This window comes from Ekhidna sp. (assembly GCF_039960695.1).
Taxonomy (GTDB): domain Bacteria; phylum Bacteroidota; class Bacteroidia; order Cytophagales; family Cyclobacteriaceae; genus Ekhidna.
This window is the reverse complement of record NZ_JBDVKP010000010.1, coordinates 1-15,841: the sequence shown is the minus strand read 5'-3', so window position 1 is coordinate 15,841 and position 15,841 is coordinate 1. Positions and strand designations below refer to the sequence as shown.

The following is a 15,841-nucleotide window of genomic DNA, read 5'->3' as shown; positions in this document are numbered from 1 at the left end:
TTGATGATCATTGTTGTTCTATTTGCACCGTTAGTTGGAGGTCTGGCAGCCTATTTATTAAGGCATAAAGGCATTTTACTTTCGGTTGCTGGCGTGGCAATCTCATTTGTTGTTTCACTCTACTTATGTATTTCTGGAGGTACAATCGAAAGATCCTTTCACTGGCTGCCAAACTATCCCTTAAATATGCTGGCCGATCGTGTTGCTCTAGTTCTTATAACACTTGTTGCGTTGGTTTCGATGTTAGTCCACATCTTTTCGTTAGAATACATGAAAGGGGATGATGGAAAAAATCGCTACTTTCTTAAGCTTGGTTTTTTCACCTTCTCGATGATTGGTCTATTGTTGGCTGATCACTTAATTCTACTCTTTATTTTTTGGGAGTTGGTTGGTCTAGCTTCTTATCTTCTTATCGGTTTCTGGTATCGCAAGAAAGGAGTACCATCAGCAGCAAGAATGGCTTTCATGGTCAATCGAATTGCTGACGTTGCGCTTTTGGCTGGTATTTTATTATTGAGTAATAATATTTTGAATATCTCTGAATTCAAAAGTGTCTGGCTGTTTCTCCCATCAATTCTAATTGCCATTGGAGCCTTTGGTAAATCAGCACAACTTCCTTTTTCTGGCTGGCTAACCAAAGCAATGGTGGGGCCAACGCCAGTTTCTGCGCTGATTCACGCAGCCACAATGGTGGCTGCTGGAGTTTATCTCTTGTTTCGAGTTTCACCTTTTATACATCCAAGCGCATTGATGGTGGTGGCTCTGGTTGGAACCTTTACAGCACTTTATGGAGGAGTCTGTGCTTTGATGCAGCACGACCTAAAGAAAATACTGGCCTATTCCACAGTCTCTCAATTGGGATACATGGTTATGGGTATAGGTGTTGGAGCACAGACCGCATCATTGTTTCATTTGTTTACACATGCATTCTTCAAGGCGGGATTATTCCTGGGGGCAGGAGCCATTATCCATTTCATGCATCAAGCCACAAAAGAAGATACTCAGGATATGCGTAAAATGGGTGGACTTAGAAAGCAACTTCCCTGGACATATTTGACCTTCATAATGTGCGCTATGGCGCTAGCCGGAATTCCATTATTTAGCGGTTTCATGTCAAAGGAAGGAATCATAATTGCAGGATGGATTTGGGCAAGCAACATTGGTACCTGGGCATATCTAGTTCCTGACATTGCATTGATTACGGTATTCTTGACTGCACTATATGTTGGCAGAATGGTGATGCTGGTCTTTTGGGGAGAAAATAGGGTGAAAGACTTAATTAGTAAGTTCTCGGAAACTTTTACTTTAAAGATACCGCTGATCGTTCTTTCAGTTGGATCTCTTTGGTTCTTTTACAATTGGAATCCAATCGCCCATGTAACATGGTTTGACTCCTTTTTAGGAAATGAAGCGATACCTTCTTCAGATATTGTCTCATTGATGGTCACATTCTTATCCTTACTTATGACTGCAACTGGTTTAGTACTTGGATTTTCCTTTTTTAAGCCAAACTCAGCATATAGTCAGTCTTATGTTCATATGGCTGACAATCGATTTCCTATTCTTCTAAATGGTTTTCATCTGACTTCATTATATCAGTTGTTTGGTATTGGAATTGAAAGGTTATCAGTGCTTACCTTTCAAATGGACCGTAAAGTGGTTGATGGCGCGGTTCATCTGGCTGGTATAGGTGGGGTAGTGATCTCGAAAGTATTTGCCTTGGTAGATCGATTCATCATAGATGGTCCGATTAACCTGATTGGATACATTTCAGGAGTTACCGGAAAACTACTCGCCTCATTTAGCGCTCGAGATATACAAACCCAATTTGCTTGGTTGCTAGTGGGTATCATTTTGATTTTAAGTTGGATACTGTTTTTTTAGCACCGCATGCAAAACTCCCTAACCTACATATTCCTTTTGCCGTTGCTCGTTGCCTTTGCAATGATTTTCATTCCCGCAGATCGCTGGAAGGTATTTAGAAGACTATCGCTAGCTGCTATAGGAGTCCAATTTATCATGTCGATACTCCTTGCGATCAACTTTGATCAATCATTAAAGGCTGATACTTGGTCGGGCGCTTTTCAGTTTGTTGAAAAAGCAGATTGGATTACAATCTCCCTAGGTTCTATTGGCTCAATTAGTATTGACTACTTTCTTGGCATTGATGGCATTAGTTTGCCTTTAGTGATGCTTTCATCGTTTGTGCTATTAATAGGAGTCATATCATCCTGGAATATCGAAGAGAAAGCAAAAGGTTATTTCATTCTGTATCTAGTTCTTAGCTCGAGCATCATTGGTTGCTTCATCGCTTTGGATTTCTTCCTTTTCTATTTGTGTTTCGAGTTCATGCTACTGCCCATGTTTTTCCTCATTGGAATTTGGGGAGGAGATCGAAGATCATATGCTTCTATTAAATTCTTCCTTTATACTTTGTTAGGTTCACTGTTCATCCTTGTAGTAATGATAGGGTTGTACCTGAGCGTAGTTGATGTTGGGGCTAATACCTTCAGCTTGGTACAAATGCTTGACGGTAATTATTCATCAGGTTCTGTACTTGATCCGAACTCTCCGCAACTCATTTTTGGTTACTCTGCCAGAGCTATAGCTTTTATATTCTTAATAATAGGCTTTGGCATTAAGCTTCCAGCCGTACCTGTACACACTTGGCTGCCAGATGCACACGTAGAAGCTCCAACAGCTATTTCTGTGGTTCTTGCCGGATTGTTGTTAAAAGTAGGTGCCTATGGATTGCTTCGAATTGCATATGGAATATTTCCAGACGCTGCGGTTGATTATGCCTTATTGGTAGCCATAATAGGAGTAGTATCCATTTTATATGGAGGATTAAATGCATTGGCTCAAAGAGACTTGAAACGAATGGTTGCATATTCATCTGTTTCACACATGGGGTTTGTATTAGTTGGATTGGCCTCACTTACAGCGATAGGTTTTTCAGGTGCCTTGTTTCACATGATCTCGCACGGATTGATTTCTCCGGCCTTGTTTCTCATTGCAGGTGTAGTGTATGACAGAACTGGCAATAGGATGATGGAGAATTTTAGCGGTTTAGCAAATAAAATGCCCGTGTACACTTTCTTTATGGCTATCTTCTTTTTCGCAGGGTTAGGGCTTCCAGGACTTTCAGGATTCGTTGGCGAACTGATGGTGTTGATGGGAGCATTCGGAAGTTCACAGCTCTCAATGTGGATTGGGATTCTGGCCACTCTTGGTATTGCGGTATCAGCGGCCTATTTCTTATGGACAATCCAACGCATGTTTTATGGTAAGTACTTTGTAAGAGATTCTTCCTGGGAGGTCAATATGTTTGACTTAACTACAAGAGAGAAACTGATGCTTATTCCGCTTGCGATTTTGGTAATTCTCTTAGGCATCTACCCGCGCCTGGTATTGGATTATAGCAATGAATCCATCAACTTCTTCATTCAGCAGATAAGTAACTCCACTCCATGAATTTGACCGAGCAGCTAAATGGTATTCTCAATGACCTGCAAGGTGTATGGACAGAAACTACTTTGATACTTGGTGCCATCATTTTACTACTTATAGGCCTTATCGGATCAAATGGAGTAGTAACTAAGCTCTTAATGACAATTATAATTATTGTAGCCATTGGGCTTAATGTTTCTAATCAATCGATAGGATTGCTTTTGATGGATAGCATTTTCATATCCAAACCTTCTATCTATTTCGGATCACTATTTTTGATAATAGCGTTAATGATTCTTCTCTTTCCCAGAGATAAAAAGCACGCGACTGAATTCTATTTTTTCATTTTAGCAATGCTAGCAGGAAGCTTGTTTATGATGAAAGCTAATAGTTTACTTATCATCTATTTGTCCATAGAGCTAGTATCATTTTCAGCATATATACTTACCAATTTTTCTTTTAAAAAGAAAAGCTTTGAAGCTGGTATAAAGTACTTACTATTTGGTGCAATTAGTTCTGCCGTAATGCTATTTGGTCTTGGACTGATTTATGGAACTACCGGAGCGTTTACAATCTCAAGTTTGGGTGAAATCAATTCTATTGAACTAATTACTCAGGTGGGATTGGGAATGATGTTGATGGGGGTATTCTTCAAAATTTCAATCGTTCCTTCACATCTCTGGGTTCCGGCAACCTATCAATCTGCTCCTGCCGATGCAACTGCTTTTATGTCTATTGTTCCTAAGTTGGCTGGTTTGATCTTGCTTCAAAGAGTCTTATCCATTGAATCTCTGAATGCTCATCACTGGATTTTTGAAATAGTTTTGATCCTGGGAATGCTGACAATTACCAGCGGTACTCTCGGTGCTTTCCGTCAAACCCATGCACGAAGGATGATCAGCTTTGGTGCAATTGCACACTCTGGATTTTTACTTCCATTTGCCTTGATTAATACGGGCACTGCTGTCCAGGCTTTCTGGTGGTATGCAGTAGCTTATGCATTTATGAATCTGGCCGTATTCTACATGCTTGATCAATATGAAAGAAAGGGAGTTAACACGCTTGCGGATCATAAGTCAACAAGCAAATCCACATGGATGGGTACGAGCTACACATTCATTTTAATCTCTCTTGTGGGTCTACCACCATTTGCAGGTTTCATGGCTAAGTTTTTCCTTTTTACAACCTTATGGGAATATTACCTTACTGCTGATTCTATAACTGTTTTATGGTATTTGATTATCGCGGTATTAGCTACAGTAGGCTCTTTGTTTTATTACTTACAAATTCCAAAACATATTTTCCTTGCCAAGGGTCAACAAAATCAGTCGATCAATTTCAGTTTATGGGCGAAAATTATTGCAACTCTTTTTACAATTGGCCTGTTATTGTTGTTCTTTGTACCGAAGCTGGTAATAGTCATGCAACATTTGCTTAACAACGTCCATGAGTGACCCGATCAAACACGAATGTGGCATAGCCCACCTCCGCCTTAGAAAGCCCCTCCAATATTATATTGACAAATACGGTACGCCTGCTTATGCAGCTAAGAAGATGTACTTGCTCATGAAGAAGCAAAGCAATCGAGGGCAAGATGGAGTAGGAGTTGCTAGTATTAAAGTTGATTTACCACCTGGACATAGATACATCTCTCGCTATAGAACGATAAATTCGAATCCGATCGAAGAAATCTTCGGGAAGATCAGCAAAAAATATTCAAAGGCAAAGCGCGATCCAAGTGGGGATGAGACGAACGCTGAGTGGCTGAAAGAGAATTATGCATTCACTGGTGAATCGTGGCTTGGACACTTAAGATATGGCACTCACGGAAAGAATAGCATTGAAAATTGCCATCCTTTTTTAAGACAAAATAACTGGAGAAGTCGCAACCTTGTAATGGCAGGAAACTTCAATATGACCAATGTTGAGGAGCTTTTCGATATTTTGGTAGGTCTGGGACAGTTCCCGAAAGATAAAGTGGACACAGTAACCGTGATGGAAAAGATCGGCCACTTTCTCGATGAAGAGAATCAACGAATCTTTGATAAGTATAATGATCAACTCTCCAATGAAGAAATTACCTACAAAATTGAAGAAGAGATAGATCTGCAGCGAGTACTTCATAGATCATGTAGGGATTTTGATGGAGGATATGCTATGGCGGGAATAATTGGCTATGGTGCTTCATTTGTTGCACGAGATCCTGCAGGTATCAGGCCAGCTTATTACTATGCAGATGATGAGGTAGTGGTAGTAACATCAGAAAAGCAGGCTATCAAGACAGCATTTGGTTGTGAGTATACAGATATTGAAGAAATCAAACCTGGACATGCGCTCATCATAGGCAAAGATGGAAGTTATGCTCAGAAGCAATTCATTGAACCTATTGAGCGCAAGTCATGCAGCTTCGAAAGAATTTACTTCTCACGTGGTACCGATCCAGATATATATAACGAACGGAGAACCCTTGGTGAACTACTGGTTCCTCAGGTTTTGAAATCGATCAATTTTGATTTAAAAAACACCGTGTTCTCGTACATACCGAATACAGCTGAAACTTCATTTTTAGGCTTGATGCGAGGAGTAGAGAAATACCTGATCGCAAAAAGAAAAGAAGTGATTCTTGAAGGTAAGCCTTCTGCAGATTCAATAGAAGAAATGCTGAACTTTCAGCCACGAGTAGAAAAATTGGTTTTGAAAGATGCTAAACTCAGGACGTTCATTACCGACGATAGCAGCAGAGATGAGCTTGTTTCGCATGTGTATGATACCACATACGAGGTGATTAACAAACGTACCGATACACTGGTAGTCATCGATGACAGCATCGTGAGAGGTACGACTCTAGAGAAAAGTATTCTGACTTTATTAGACCGCCTTGAGCCCAAAAAGATTGTAATTGTATCATCTGCGCCACAAATTCGATTTCCTGATTGCTATGGGATTGATATGAGCAAGATGAAAGACTTCCTTGCCTTCAGAGCGGTGCTTGAACTGTTAAAGGATCACAACAAGGAGGATCTTTTAGATGTAGTCTTTGATAAATGCCTCGCCAGCCAGTCTGAAGAGCATCCTGCAAATCATGTGAATGAATTATATGAACCATTCACGTATGACCAGGTTTCAGAGAAAATCACTGAAATAGTGAAGCCGAAAGGTATGAAAGCAGAGGTGGAAGTGGTATATCAAACGGTGGATAATTTACACAAAGCTTGTCCTAACCATCTCGGTGATTGGTACTTTACAGGAGACTACCCAACATCAGGAGGAAATAAAGTGGTGAATCGCGCTTTTGTAAACTACATGAAAGGCGTAGAAGTAAGAGCCTATTAAAACCATAGGCTCCGTAAATCATTGATTCATTTTAATAATTCTGTTGAGTTGCACGATCGAAAGAACGTGAATAAAAACAGCAACAGGCATTAAGAATCCTGCAATTAGTACATATGGATATGTAAGTGCTTCTAATGGCATCAAAGGCTCACTTGCTCCATAAAGATGTGGCGCATACACAGTCGTCTGGAAAACAAATATGATACTTGCGATGACTAACAAACCGAGATAATTCCAGGCACGGGCTACCTTCAAGTTCAGATAATTCAATACAAAAATAAGAACACCTATCGCTGGAATTGTAAAAGCGTAAATCATGTCATAATTGTAACCGTGAATGGAAGCCTCTTTATGCAAAATCCCCGCTGCAACAGATGCTGCGAACAATGTTTCTACTAGAATTCTAAAAGATTGAAAAAAGAAAAGCCTGGAAGGAATGATGTTTAAGATCCAGTCATTTTTTCTGTTTTGATAGATAAATATTCCAGTGAAAACGAAGGATGGCAATATCATCATCAAAACAAATCGTGGTGGAAATTCAAGTGTTTTAATGAAACCAGAAACTGACACCAGATAGATATACAATTGCCAGATGATCAGCGAAGCTACTAAAAGCAATTTCTTCTTTTTTGCTCGATCTGGCGCAAACGATTTATCGATGGTATTAAATCCAATAACAATTAACCATACGCAAATAGCTATGGTAAGTCCTATGTATCCAAGTTGTAGTGTCATGAGTGTGTGGTTTTTAGTTTTGATAGTATCGTATCCACAGCGGATTCCCCATCCTGCTGAAGAGATTCTCTTATTTCTTTCATAGCAGCTTGCCAGGAAGGAACTACTTTTTCAAGAAGCATCTTACCGTCATCAGTTATTTCAATGATAGGAAAGCTTTTTTTGGTAGCGTATCCATTTTCAAAAAGTCTTCTGAGGTTTCGATTTACAGAAGATTTCTCCATAAAGAGGATGTCAGTAAGTTCTTTTTGCGTGAGGCCGCCACGTTTGTATAAGACAAATAACAGCGTCAACTGACTGCTGGTCACATCAAAATCCTTCAGGTGCCTACGAAAAATATTCCCTGTAAGCCTATTAATTCTATTCATCTTTCCATTGATACAAGTAGAGGGGTCAATGCTATCTAGGTGTTTGAAGTTCATTTTGGTTGTATATACAACTAATATACGAAAACCAATTCATTTTAGTTTCAATGTGGTAGAAAGAATTATGAATTGATTATTGACTCTGCTTTCTAACAAATAGATAACCACCAAGCAGGACGCCACCGACCATTAGAATCAAGGACGTAATAAAGAAACCCTCCTGTATGCCTGATATATTGGCAATCATGTACAAAAATGTGAGCATAGCTTGGGCGGCACCAAGAAAAGCTATAATAGCTGCTAAATTTACCTTTAGCATTAGTTTAATCTCCGTGGTTCGTTTGCTATTCCACGCGAGCTCCAGCGCTCCCCATAGACAGATTCATAGATAATCTCTACTTCAATGGAATCTGTCATCGAAAGCCACTTTCTTAATATAGGAGCATTTATACTGTCATTTAAAACTCCCACAAGCTCTAATCTATCACCAGCTGGTATAAGCCTTCCTTTCTTGATATTCGTATAGTAGAAGTTTGTAATTGCGTCCCTTGGCTTGATCACACGATGAGTAAAACTTGCCGGATCATCCTGATAAACAGAATCTCCACAATGAATTTTGACTTCTCTGATGAAAGCTGGTCCTATGCCATTATTCATTAATACGTACTTGTAGGATTCACCTTCACGTCCAGGATTAGAATTCCACATCTCCAGGTATGGTAATACAGAAGCATATTGCTGCTTTCGAATAAGATTTGTTTGATAAACGATAGTGAATAAGGTGCCAAGAGACGCAATGATGGCAACGATACTCAACCATCGATCAGAAGACCATTTTTTCATGTGACTAAAATAGTCACATCATTTGAAACGTTTAAACAGAGAAGCTCTCTCCACATCCGCAAGTTCTGGATGCATTCGGATTCACAAACTGAAATCCTTTGCCATTGAGGCCACCAGAAAAGTCCAATGTAGTGCCCAAAAGATATAGCAGGCTTTTTTTGTCAACGAGTATCTTCACACCTTTATCTTCGAATACCTCATCAGCATCTTGAATCTTAGGATCAAACGAAAGATCATACATCAATCCAGAGCAGCCACCGCCCTTTACAGAGACACGAATATTATGTTCCAATGATTTCCCCTCACTATTAAGTAGGGTCTCTATTTCTTCTCTCGCTTTATCCGTCACATTAATCATCAGGCCACCGGGTTTAATACAATACTAAATACTGTCAAATTATTTATATCACGACCATAGTAAAGTTTGTCCATGGCATCATACATATTTTTTGCTCGAAAATAGGACGTCTGCAATTCATTCATTCCTTTCATCATCCATTGAATGGTAAAAGAGCTTTCTTTGTCCTTGTGAGTACGCACATACTCCAGCATCTTGTGTAGTACATCAGTTTTATCAAATCCATTGATGGATTTAAACAAGAATGACTGATTGTGACGCGGGTTAATAGTTATAAGATCTAATTTAACTTTGCCGTCGAGATTCGCAAATTCAAATATCACCTCGTCACTTCTTAGACCAAGGAAGTTTTTTATCTCGTTTTGAATCTTTGCAGATTCAACATGAATATCAGATCGTAACTCCATTTCTTTTCAATTAATGGGTAAACTTTTCAGATCGACTGAAAGTTCCTGCATTTTTGCAAACTTACTAATAATTGAGCTTGAAGCTCAACCCAATCATTGAGACATTCATGTTTTTTCATGATTGAAGTTGTACCAAAGAGCTCATTTTGTAAATTTTAGAATGGTAAATTCAAATGTGGAAAAACGTTGAGCATATAGGCATAGCAGTTAAAGATCTTTCGTCAGCCAATCAATTATTCAAAACCCTTTTCAATAAGGGGAGCTACAAAGAAGAAGTGGTGGATTCTGAGTCAGTGACAACTTCCTTTTTTCAATTAGGCGAAACCAAAATTGAGTTGCTGGAAGGTGGTTCGGATAGTGCAATTGCAAAATTCATTGAGAAGAGGGGAGAGGGGATTCATCACATCGCATTTGAAGTGAACGATATTCATGCTGAAATGGATCGATTACGAAAGGAAGGGTTTCAAATCTTGAATGAAGTACCAAAGAAAGGAGCAGACAATAAGCTGGTTTGCTTTGTACATCCAAAGTCTGCCAACGGTGTATTGGTAGAATTGTGTCAAGAGATAAAATAATAACATGAGTGAAGAAAAAAGAACAGAAATAGGTGAAATAGGAGAGTTCGGTCTTATCGACAGAATTGCAGAGAAGTTTACGCCTAAGAATCAAAAAACGGTAAAAGGTATTGGAGATGATACAGCTGTGTATGATCTGGGCGATAAGTATTTGCTGACAACCACGGACATGCTTTTAGAAGGCGTTCATTTTGACCTTTCGTATATGCCGCTGCCACATTTGGGATTCAAAGCTGTAGCTGTCAATATTTCAGATATAGCAGCTATGAATGGCACACCAACTCAGATTACGGTAAACCTGGGGTTGAGCAACCGATTCTCGGTGGAGGCTGTTGAGGCGCTATACGAGGGAATAAAAGCGGCCTGCGATGAATATAATGTCGATCTGGTAGGTGGAGACACTACCTCTTCCTCGTCAGGGTTAATTATATCTGTAACCGCACTTGGCGAGGTGGATAGAGATAAAATTGTGTACCGCAACGGAGCGATGGAAGGCGATATTTTGTGTGTGACAGGCGATTTAGGTGGTGCCTTTGTTGGCCTTCAGATTTTGGAGCGTGAAAAGGCAGAGTACATGGCCAATCCAGACATGCAGCCGAAGCTGGATACGTACGATTATGTGGTTGGGCGCCAGCTAAAACCTAAAGCACGTATGGACATTATTCATGAGTTTAAAGATCTGGGCATCCAACCTACTTCAATGATTGATGTATCTGACGGACTTGCCTCTGAAGCATTCCATTTATGCAAGCAGTCCGGTCTTGGTGTTGCTATCTATGAAGATAAACTCCCGATAGAAAAGCAAGCCTACGAAACAGCAGCAGAGTTCAGTATCGATCCAAACTCATGCGCACTAAATGGCGGCGAAGATTATGAGCTACTTTTCACCATTGGCCAGGATGATTTTGAAAAGATTAAAAATCACGCTGATATCCATACGATCGGATATATGCAAGCTAAGTCTAAAGGGCGAACGTTTGTGACCAGAAGTCAAAATGTAGTAGAGCTTCAGGCACAAGGCTGGAAGCACTTTTAGATTGCTGTCAAGAAAACGACCCATAATAAGCGCTTGACTAAAACGCTGAGCGCATAATTTCCTAAAAAAGGCATTTTGTTGCCCAAATGTACACATCCATAATTTGTTGGTGAGACGATGGCCCTCTGACCTTTGCAAGGTTAAATAACCATCAAACATTAATAATTATGGAAACTACCAAACTAAAATTTATTATGGCGTTAAGCCTAGCTATAGCGTTTTCTGAGAGCAATGCAAATCCAACCATATTAGGATTCAGCGCTTTTGATAATTCGAGCGGAATAGAGCAAGAGGATGATGACTTTAAATATGGACAATATGTCTATGTCACTTTAAAGGACGGGTCAGAAACAGCTGCTAAAATCGTCGGTAAGAAAAGTATGAAAAAGTATTATGTGAAGCAACTGGATGGATTTCATCGAGGGTTAGCACATAAAAAATATATTAGGAAAATGACAAAGGAAGAAGTGATGAAATTTAAGTCAAAAAAATCTGGAAATTGACAGCTGATCAAGGATGAAAAACATTCATTCTACTTCAAAATTCTTCTCATCCAAATAGTTATCATTGGCTGCTTCTGCATGGTAGGTTTGCTAAACCATAAATGAATATCACTATGAATGAGCAAATCAAGTACTATGAAAGCAAACTTGCGTTCGAAATGGATCCATCTGACCTGTTCGCATCTTTAGAAACGGATACCAATCTGATTATAGTAGACACCAGACAACCATTTGGTTATGAAAAGGAGCACATTCCTACAGCTATTAATTTGCCACATCGCGAAATGACAGTTGAAAGCACAAAGCATCTGGACAAGTCAAAAACATATGTTTGTTATTGTGATGGAATTGGCTGCAATGCCTCAACCAAGGGTGCTCTTAAGTTGGCACAGCTCGGATTTCAGGTTAAAGAATTGATTGGAGGCATTGAGTGGTGGAAATTTGACGGCTATGCTACGGAAGGTGTAATGGCTTCCGAAGGGGCTGCTGTTCAGTGTGCATGCTGATACGTCGAGCGGAAGAGCGAGACATTAATCAGCTTCTGGCGCTTTGTGCGTTACATGCTGCATATGAAAAGTGTACGTATGATGTTCGAGGGAAGAAGGAAAATTTGCTAGTGCAACTCTTCGAAAATCCAAAAAACCTACAATGCATAGTAGTTGAGAATCAAGGGAAACTGAATGGCTATGTTACTTTCATCAAGCAGTACTCGACCTGGGATGCTGACTACTATGTGTATCTTGATTGTATCTATCTGAAAGAAGAACTCAGAGGACAAGGAGTTGGCTCAAAACTCATGCAGATGGTGAAATCATACGCAGAGCAGGAAGACTGTTTTCAGATACAATGGCAAACACCTGACTTCAATAAACAGGCCATTGATTTCTACAAAAAGTTGGGAGCAGTAGCTAAGACTAAGCAGCGATTCTTTTGGTCATAAAAAGGGCCGTTCAAATATTCGGAACGGCCCAATCACCTATCACTACTACTATCCTTTACTTGCTAGCAACCAGACTTATAGATAAGTCGAAATTGTCATAAATTGTTTTGTCGCCCAGGTTGTCGAAGAAACTCCCCGATCCATATCTCACATCAAACTTCGATCGGTCAATCGATAAAGTTGCTGATGCCACGATCTTTCCATCTTTTTCCTCGACAGTTGCAGGAAACTGAATTTCCTCGGTTTTGCCTTTGATCGTAATGTTTCCTACAATCTTATATTTTCCAGGTCCTTGAGGAACTGCTTTCGTGATTGTGAAAGTTGAAGTAGGGTACTTCTCCACTCCAAAGAAATCATCAGACTTCAAATGACCTTCCAATTTTCCTTTCGATCCTCTTGATAGGTCTAGGTCTGTAATGGTGGTCATATCTATGGTAAAGATTCCTCCTACAAGCATGCCGCCTTCCATTTCCAGTCTTCCACCTTGCAATGAAATCACCCCATTGTGCTGGCCGGTCACCTTCTTACCAACCCATTCTACGGTACTTTCTTCAGTACTTACCTTGTAATTTTCCTTAGCTTCTGTACTCAGCAATGCTGAGAAAATTAATAATGCTTTAATCATGGTCGTGTTTGTTAAGTTTTCGTTTATTCAAAATAAATGTATGTACATATAATGTATAGGCAAATAACGCCTAAAGTCGAAAATTGTTCCATAATTTTGAAGAAAATTTGAAAAACATGATTGAGGTAGGAAAGACGCTGGTTTCTGATGATGTGATAGAGGAAGCTTTTGTATGCGACCTGGCCAAGTGCAAAGGAGCTTGCTGTGTAGAGGGAGACCTGGGCGCACCGCTTTTAGAGGAAGAGTTGGAAGAAGTAGATAAGGCCATCGAGTTGGTAAAACCCTATCTCACACAAGAAGCTATAGATGTATTGGAGAAGGAGGGAGGTTACTTGTTAGATGAGGACGGAGATCTATCCACCACAACTATCAATGGTAAGGAATGTGCCTTTGCATTCTACGATGAAAGTAAGACGCTCAAGTGCAGCATAGAGCAGGCACACAAAGACGGGAAGACCGACTTCAAGAAACCAATTTCCTGTCACCTCTATCCGATACGTATCTCTAAGCTTCCTGAGTTTGAAGCACTAAATTACGACCGTTGGCAAATATGCTCCCCTGCATGCGACCTGGGTAAAGAGCTGAAAGTCCCTGTATACAAGTTTCTGAAAGACGCACTTATACGAAAGTATGGGGAAGATTGGTATAAGGAGTTGGACGAGAAGGTAGGATAGTACCTATGCAAAATGAGTATGATGTCATGTTTTAAGAACTGCTGCAGTTGAATAACTGCATAGACCTCTTTAATAATCTTGTTCGCATATTCATTTCTAGTATTTAATGGTGTTATTACTTCTTCTTTGTAAGATAACCTAGTCGTTCACCCATCAAAATATGCTTATAAGAGTTACTGTCTTCTTGCATTGGTGAGTCTAAAGTAAAAGCCACATTTTCTTGGAAAATCATTATAAAATCAGAGCCGCCAAAAAGAAAAAAGCCTAGCATATCCCCTTTATTTACTTTGGTTCCAATTTTTAAATTTTCCTCAAAATTAACGGATCCTACTACTGCCATTCCAATTGGAAGTAAGGCAACAAGGCCGTATTCATCAGTTTCTAAAATTACACATCCCCGAGTTTCAACCGTTTGCCATCCCACCAAAGAAGGATCAAATGCATACCTGCGATTTTTAGCATCCCAAAAAATTGAAGCTCCAATCGGATTTATTCCTGGAATGATTCGAACCTCCTTCACTATTCCTCCAATTGGGAAATGATACCTATGATAATCATTAACATTTAAGAATGAATGTGTAAAAGTTCCGTTTGCAAACTCATCTTCATATTCACTATCATCACCAATAAGGGATGCTACAGAACTTAAAGTGGCGGACTTTACCTTGACTCCTCCATTTTGTATTATGAGTGAGCTGCTGTCTATAGGCCATTGACCTTGTGGCTCTGAATCTGCATAAGAGACAACAATAGAATCTAAATTTGGCGATGATATTGGTCTACTCTCAGCAGATTTTAGTTTTCTCGCAAAGAACTGATTAAATGTTTTCCAATTTTTCGGACTTTCGTACCAGTCATTTTGAAGTCCAAATTTTACGTCTGCCAAAGCCATTTGATAGTACTCTTCGTTCCATGAAATTTCTGAGTCTAGGTAATTCCCCCAAGTCTTACAAAACGCTGTAACCCAAGAAGCAAATGGATCATAATACTGCAAAGAATTTCTGAATTGAGCTTTCCCCTCTAATTCAGCTAATGGTTGATCAATCAGAAAATAAAAGTAAATGACACTTTGTAGAATGTTATTATAAATCTCCGGGTAGTCTTCTTTTTTTAACATTGACCAGGGCATGGATGTTTCAGCCCAGTTGATAAATTCATAATATTCTTCAAGATTTTGTACAGGATTTGTGCGCCTATCCGGGTTAATTTCCTTAGTTTTTTGAATGGATGTAATCAGCATTGATTTTAGTTCAGGATTGCTTTCCACCAAGCTTATCAATTCTGTAGTTGCTTTACCGTATTCAGAATTCTCTTTTGAAGTGTTGCAAGAACATACCATTGCGGTTAGCGCAAAAACAAATAACAGGTTTTGAAGTAGCTTCATTTTAAAAATATTCAGGTTAGTTAGCTAAATAAGCACTGATCAAATGTCTTTGGACGAATCTCCTAAATTAGCTATGATCTAAGGTAGCAAAGCTACCTCTTACCAACAACGCTGTACTATAATACAATGTATACAAAGAGTCAACAGGTTGTGGAAAACGCTAAATAAATGATAGTATGATTTTTCAATTAATTCATTTTATACACTTGACTTTCTATAATAGAACTTTCAAAAAGTAAATAAATGTGAGCAGATAATAATTCATCTTCAATATTCTCTCTAAAAAAGTTTCTTAAATCGTTTTTGTGATTTTGAATGAGTATCAGAATTTTTTCTTGCTCTTTAGATATTTCGGAAAGAACATTTAAGACAAGTAACAGAATGGGCAGTGAAGCGGTCAAGATGCTCAGAAAGTGGCAGAAAGCACATAGGCATATTCGCGCTAGTGCCTGTTACCACACTGTTTCTATTGTTCTCTTTGAGCTTTTTCTACGAGTTCACTATTTGCATAGATATTCAAAGTGACGACTTTCAAACCGTTCTTAATAAATTCAAACTGAACGTTTTCGTAGTTCAGGTAGAAAGAGTTCTCTGACTCAGGAAATAGCTCTTT

The 15,841-nt window shown here is 39.3% G+C and carries 18 protein-coding genes; 10 read left to right on the top strand and 8 right to left on the bottom strand.

Features of this window, described 5'->3' with window-relative positions:
* Positions 1-3: 3 nt before the first annotated feature.
* The 4 genes from ABJG98_RS05490 to ABJG98_RS05475 are packed head-to-tail and all read left to right on the top strand — an operon-like array spanning position 4 to position 6,783.
* Complete coding sequence (locus tag ABJG98_RS05490; RefSeq protein WP_348278482.1) at positions 4-1,884, top strand: NADH-quinone oxidoreductase subunit L; 1,881 nt, start codon at positions 4-6, stop codon at positions 1,882-1,884.
* A gap of 6 nt (positions 1,885-1,890) precedes the next feature.
* Positions 1,891-3,474: an NADH-quinone oxidoreductase subunit M gene (locus ABJG98_RS05485; RefSeq protein ID WP_348278481.1), complete on the top strand. Its 1,584-nt coding sequence runs from the start codon at positions 1,891-1,893 to the stop codon at positions 3,472-3,474.
* Positions 3,471-4,904: an NADH-quinone oxidoreductase subunit N gene (locus ABJG98_RS05480; protein ID WP_348278480.1), complete on the top strand. Its 1,434-nt coding sequence runs from the start codon at positions 3,471-3,473 to the stop codon at positions 4,902-4,904. Before ABJG98_RS05485 ends, ABJG98_RS05480 begins: the two co-directional genes overlap by 4 nt.
* Positions 4,897-6,783: an amidophosphoribosyltransferase gene (locus tag ABJG98_RS05475; RefSeq protein ID WP_348278479.1), complete on the top strand. Its 1,887-nt coding sequence runs from the start codon at positions 4,897-4,899 to the stop codon at positions 6,781-6,783. The genes ABJG98_RS05480 and ABJG98_RS05475 overlap by 8 nt, the downstream gene beginning before the upstream one ends.
* An 18-nt stretch (positions 6,784-6,801) precedes the next feature.
* Here ABJG98_RS05475 and ABJG98_RS05470 read toward each other — a convergent pair whose 3' ends face one another.
* The 6 genes from ABJG98_RS05470 to ABJG98_RS05445 all read right to left on the bottom strand — a co-directional run bounded on the left by ABJG98_RS05470 (position 6,802) and on the right by ABJG98_RS05445 (position 9,491).
* Positions 6,802-7,518: a hypothetical protein gene (locus ABJG98_RS05470; RefSeq protein ID WP_348278478.1), complete on the bottom strand. Its 717-nt coding sequence runs from the start codon at positions 7,516-7,518 to the stop codon at positions 6,802-6,804.
* On the bottom strand, positions 7,515-7,940 hold the full coding sequence (locus ABJG98_RS05465) for a MarR family winged helix-turn-helix transcriptional regulator (RefSeq protein ID WP_348278477.1): 426 nt from the start codon (positions 7,938-7,940) through the stop codon (positions 7,515-7,517). Before ABJG98_RS05465 ends, ABJG98_RS05470 begins: the two co-directional genes overlap by 4 nt.
* Before the next feature lie 76 nt (positions 7,941-8,016).
* Complete coding sequence (locus tag ABJG98_RS05460) at positions 8,017-8,202, bottom strand: hypothetical protein (RefSeq protein ID WP_348278476.1); 186 nt, start codon at positions 8,200-8,202, stop codon at positions 8,017-8,019.
* The gene (locus ABJG98_RS05455) at positions 8,202-8,726 is read right to left on the bottom strand and encodes a hypothetical protein (RefSeq protein ID WP_348278475.1); all 525 of its coding nucleotides are present in this window, start codon (positions 8,724-8,726) and stop codon (positions 8,202-8,204) included. Before ABJG98_RS05455 ends, ABJG98_RS05460 begins: the two co-directional genes overlap by 1 nt.
* A 31-nt stretch (positions 8,727-8,757) precedes the next feature.
* Complete coding sequence (locus ABJG98_RS05450; protein ID WP_348278474.1) at positions 8,758-9,084, bottom strand: iron-sulfur cluster assembly accessory protein; 327 nt, start codon at positions 9,082-9,084, stop codon at positions 8,758-8,760.
* Positions 9,084-9,491, bottom strand: coding sequence for a hypothetical protein (locus ABJG98_RS05445; protein ID WP_348278473.1), 408 nt, complete (start codon positions 9,489-9,491; stop codon positions 9,084-9,086). The genes ABJG98_RS05450 and ABJG98_RS05445 overlap by 1 nt, the downstream gene beginning before the upstream one ends.
* 173 nt (positions 9,492-9,664) lie before the next feature.
* Here ABJG98_RS05445 and mce point away from each other — a divergent pair, with 173 nt between their 5' ends.
* The 5 genes from mce (at position 9,665) to ABJG98_RS05420 (ending at position 12,545) form a co-directional block, all read left to right on the top strand.
* Positions 9,665-10,066, top strand: coding sequence for a methylmalonyl-CoA epimerase (gene mce / locus ABJG98_RS05440; protein ID WP_348278472.1), 402 nt, complete (start codon positions 9,665-9,667; stop codon positions 10,064-10,066).
* Between the two features lie 4 nt (positions 10,067-10,070).
* Positions 10,071-11,102 (top strand): thiamine-phosphate kinase, encoded by a 1,032-nt coding sequence (gene thiL, locus ABJG98_RS05435; RefSeq protein WP_348278471.1) that lies wholly within the window; start codon positions 10,071-10,073, stop codon positions 11,100-11,102.
* 194 nt (positions 11,103-11,296) lie between these two features.
* Positions 11,297-11,605: a hypothetical protein gene (locus tag ABJG98_RS05430; protein ID WP_348278470.1), complete on the top strand. Its 309-nt coding sequence runs from the start codon at positions 11,297-11,299 to the stop codon at positions 11,603-11,605.
* A 113-nt stretch (positions 11,606-11,718) separates the two neighbouring features.
* Positions 11,719-12,111 (top strand): rhodanese-like domain-containing protein, encoded by a 393-nt coding sequence (locus ABJG98_RS05425; RefSeq protein ID WP_348278469.1) that lies wholly within the window; start codon positions 11,719-11,721, stop codon positions 12,109-12,111.
* Positions 12,105-12,545 (top strand): GNAT family N-acetyltransferase, encoded by a 441-nt coding sequence (locus ABJG98_RS05420; RefSeq protein ID WP_348278468.1) that lies wholly within the window; start codon positions 12,105-12,107, stop codon positions 12,543-12,545. Before ABJG98_RS05425 ends, ABJG98_RS05420 begins: the two co-directional genes overlap by 7 nt.
* Before the next feature lie 55 nt (positions 12,546-12,600).
* Here ABJG98_RS05420 and ABJG98_RS05415 read toward each other — a convergent pair whose 3' ends face one another.
* Complete coding sequence (locus ABJG98_RS05415; protein WP_348278467.1) at positions 12,601-13,170, bottom strand: YceI family protein; 570 nt, start codon at positions 13,168-13,170, stop codon at positions 12,601-12,603.
* A gap of 116 nt (positions 13,171-13,286) precedes the next feature.
* Between ABJG98_RS05415 and ABJG98_RS05410 the strand changes: the two genes are divergently transcribed.
* Positions 13,287-13,844: a DUF3109 family protein gene (locus tag ABJG98_RS05410; RefSeq protein WP_348278466.1), complete on the top strand. Its 558-nt coding sequence runs from the start codon at positions 13,287-13,289 to the stop codon at positions 13,842-13,844.
* 115 nt (positions 13,845-13,959) lie between these two features.
* On the opposite strand, the gene ABJG98_RS05405 is transcribed toward ABJG98_RS05410, so the two are convergent.
* The gene (locus ABJG98_RS05405; RefSeq protein WP_348278465.1) at positions 13,960-15,228 is read right to left on the bottom strand and encodes a phosphatidylserine decarboxylase; all 1,269 of its coding nucleotides are present in this window, start codon (positions 15,226-15,228) and stop codon (positions 13,960-13,962) included.
* Between the last annotated feature and the right edge of the window lie 613 nt (positions 15,229-15,841).